The sequence below is a fragment of the Aerococcus sp. 1KP-2016 genome, from assembly GCF_002252085.1.
Lineage (GTDB): Bacteria > Bacillota > Bacilli > Lactobacillales > Aerococcaceae > Aerococcus.
In genome coordinates, this window is record NZ_NEEY01000089.1 from 1 (window position 1) to 2935 (window position 2935).

General features: G+C 33.2%; 5 protein-coding genes. 2 read left to right on the plus strand and 3 right to left on the minus strand.

Annotated elements, in window-relative coordinates:
* On the plus strand, positions 1-88 hold an 88-nt coding region (locus B9P78_RS10760), incomplete at its 5' end, for an IS3 family transposase (RefSeq protein WP_148138560.1).
* 219 nt (positions 89-307) lie between these two features.
* Here the strand turns inward: B9P78_RS10760 and B9P78_RS09395 are convergent.
* Together B9P78_RS09395 and B9P78_RS09400 are read right to left on the minus strand one after the other, a co-directional pair.
* Positions 308-1108, minus strand: coding sequence for an IS3 family transposase (locus B9P78_RS09395; RefSeq protein WP_094519168.1), 801 nt, complete (start codon positions 1106-1108; stop codon positions 308-310).
* A complete protein-coding gene (locus B9P78_RS09400) occupies positions 1108-1644 on the minus strand; it encodes a transposase (protein WP_369824396.1) in 537 nt (178 codons plus the stop codon). Before B9P78_RS09400 ends, B9P78_RS09395 begins: the two co-directional genes overlap by 1 nt.
* A gap of 395 nt (positions 1645-2039) precedes the next feature.
* On the opposite strand from B9P78_RS09400, the gene B9P78_RS09405 reads away from it, so the two are divergent.
* On the plus strand, positions 2040-2699 hold the full coding sequence (locus B9P78_RS09405; protein WP_094519170.1) for a nitroreductase family protein: 660 nt from the start codon (positions 2040-2042) through the stop codon (positions 2697-2699).
* Between the two features lie 68 nt (positions 2700-2767).
* On the opposite strand, the gene B9P78_RS10765 is transcribed toward B9P78_RS09405, so the two are convergent.
* Positions 2768-2926 carry an IS3 family transposase gene (locus B9P78_RS10765; RefSeq protein ID WP_369824397.1) on the minus strand — a complete coding sequence of 53 codons (159 nt, stop codon included), beginning with the start codon at positions 2924-2926 and terminating at the stop codon, positions 2768-2770.
* Between the last annotated feature and the right edge of the window lie 9 nt (positions 2927-2935).

Consider the following 2935-nt stretch of genomic DNA (forward strand, 5'->3'; position numbering starts at 1 on the left):
TGAATTTTACAACAATCATCGTTATCAGAAAAAATTAAAAAAGATGACCCCGACTGCTTATCGGGATCATCTTTTGTGGGCAGTATAATGTTCTTTTTTATTTGTTCAGTTTATTGGTAGGGGTTCAACTAGAATTATCTAGTCTTTTTTTAATTACAAAATACAAATAGTTTTTTACAGTTAGCTATTTTTTGTCTCTTTGCCTTAGGATATATAATCGGGATTCATCGATTATATATCCTAAGCAAAAGTGTCATCACTTAACGAACTGCAACAACTTTAGTCATTTTAAAATCTAATAAAGTATCTATTTAGTATTCACTGGTATCTTTAACCCCATAGACAAAGAAACCCGTTTTGAGTTATAGAATTCAATGTAAGTATTAATAGCATCCTCTAGGTCTTCAAAAGTTTCAAAGTGCTTTCTTCTATAACATTCATCCTTAAGGATGCCCCAGAAACTTTCCATAGGCCCGTTATCAATGCAATAACCTGGTCTTGACATACTTTGAATAACTTTATTTCTTTCCACATATTCTTTAAACCAATGCGAAGTATATTGGTAACCACGATCACTATGAATGAATGTCTTATGTGGTAATAGTTGATTTTCAATTTGATTAAATGTTTCGGCTACAAGATGATTATTATTGGATGTACCTAATTTCCAGGCAATAATCTTCTTTCCACCATAATCAAGAATTGCACTCAAGTATGCCTTAGAATGGTTACTGTATTTTAATTCTGTTACATCAGTTAGCAATACTTCTTTGGCTCTATAAGCTTTTTTAAATTCCCGGTTTAATACATTTTCAGCAATATTTTTTGGCTTATGAGGTTTATAGCGATATCGTTTCTTTCGAATAACTGATTTAATGCCTAGATGAGACATAACTCTATATACACACTTATGATTCGCTTTCTCCTCACAAAAGTGGTTCATATAGATAGTCATTCTCCTACATCCGTAAATACCATCAACTTCTTCATTCACATCAATAATTGTCTGAATAATATTATTGATACGAATTTCTTCAGCCGTTGGCTTTCGTTTTAACCACTTATAGTATCCAGCACGACTAACGCCTAATACTTGACATAGTAACATTATTTTAAATCCTTTTTCTTTGAGGTAAGAAATGGTTTGAAATTCCGCTTCATATCGTGTTCTTTTAATATCGACCTTCTTTCTATCTCGTCGAGTTTTTTTAATACAGCATTCTCTGTTGTAAGATACTCATTTTTAGCCTTTAGAGCGGCAATTTCTGTTCGTAACTGTTCCGTTTCAGTTTGAATTGTAGATGGTTTTCTGCGACCACGCCCGTCAATAAGACCATCAGGTCCATGCATTTTATACTTTTGTACCCATGAGTAAACATTATTGTAAGATACCTGGTATTTCTCAGCTGTTTGCGTATATGATAAGCTATTAACTAAACAATCTTTGACTATTTCTAGTCGCTCTGAAGTCGTGGTTTTTCTAGATTTCATATTGTATACCTCAGGTTTCGCACTATATTTTTTATTTTCTTTACCCTCAGTATACTTCATTATCCAATAACTTACAGTTGATACAGCAGGCACATTAAATCTTAAAGCCAAATCTCGAAGAGATCCTTCATTATTAAGATAAGCCTCCACCACTTTTAGTTTAAGTTCTTCAGAGTATGAATTATTATATTTTCGAGATTGTAAGGCTGCTAAACCATACTCTCAATATTTATTAACATATTGGTAGAATATGGTGTTATGCATCGATAACCCATACTTTTCTACCAGAGTTGGAAAACTTATGCCATCTTCAATAAATATTAGAATATAATTTTCTAAAATATCAGCAGAATATATTTTTCTGGTCATAAATAAACTCCCCCTAAAGTAGACTTATTTTATTAAGTGTCTACTTTAGGGGGAGCATATCACAAGTGTCTATCTGGTCTCATATTTATTTTAAATAAATTGTTAAACTTTTCACAAATTCATTGCAAATCCACCAGCTTAGCGATAAAATTAATTTATAAGAAAAGGAGAGTGTTTTCATGAGAGAGAAATTTTTAGCAAAAGATTATGTTAATAATGACTATAAAGATATCGTATTCAATCGTCGTTCATACCGTCGATTTGACCCTAGTCAAAATATCAGTCGTGATGAAATCGTCGAAATGTTAGATGAAGCGACAATTACACCATCCGCATGTAACTTACAAGCATGGCACTTTGTCGTCGTTGATAATGAAGAAGCTCGTAACAAAGTCAAAGCAGTCACGATGCCGTTTAACTATCCCCAATTAGAAACAGCACCAGTTACAATCTTTATATTAGGCGATATTCACTCACATAAAGTTTATCGCGAAGTTTGGACCAAAGTGTATGAAGAGGGCAGAATTACCAAAGAAAAATTAGACGACATCTTCAATTCATTTTTACCAATGTATGAGAAAGCTGATCGCGACTTTTTAATTCAAGATGCTACCTTAGACAGTTCAATGTTAGCAATGCAATTATTATTGGTTGCTAGAGCACACGGATATGAAGCGAATCCATGGGCAGGCTATAATTCAAAAGACTTAGTTGCAACTTTAAACCTTGATAATGAGCGTTTCGTGCCTATCATGGCAATTTCAATTGGTAAACCAGGCGAAGAACCAACTGAATCAACACGTTATGATGTGAATTCTAAAATTAACTTTCTAGCATAAAAATTTGAGACCATTAGAAGCAGGAGAGTGAATCTCTACCCGAAAACTGAACAAATAAAAAAAGAGAGTTACGCTACCCACAAAAGATGATCCCGATAAGCTGTCGGGGTCATCTTTTTTAATTTTTTCTGATAGCGACGATTGTTGTAAAATTCAATATAATCTTCAACTGCATACCAAAGATCTTGTAGTGTTTCTGTTCTTTCAGATAATACAACGTCCTTCATATGACCAAA

Bases quoted from the DNA above. Each gene is read 5' to 3' on its own strand.
- B9P78_RS09395 (WP_094519168.1), bottom strand. From the start codon at position 1,108: ATGTTACTATGTCAAGTATTAGGCGTTAGTCGTGCTGGATACTATAAG.
- B9P78_RS09405 (WP_094519170.1), top strand. From the start codon at position 2,040: ATGAGAGAGAAATTTTTAGCAAAAGATTATGTTAATAATGACTATAAA.
- B9P78_RS10765 (WP_369824397.1), bottom strand. From the start codon at position 2,926: ATGAAGGACGTTGTATTATCTGAAAGAACAGAAACACTACAAGATCTT.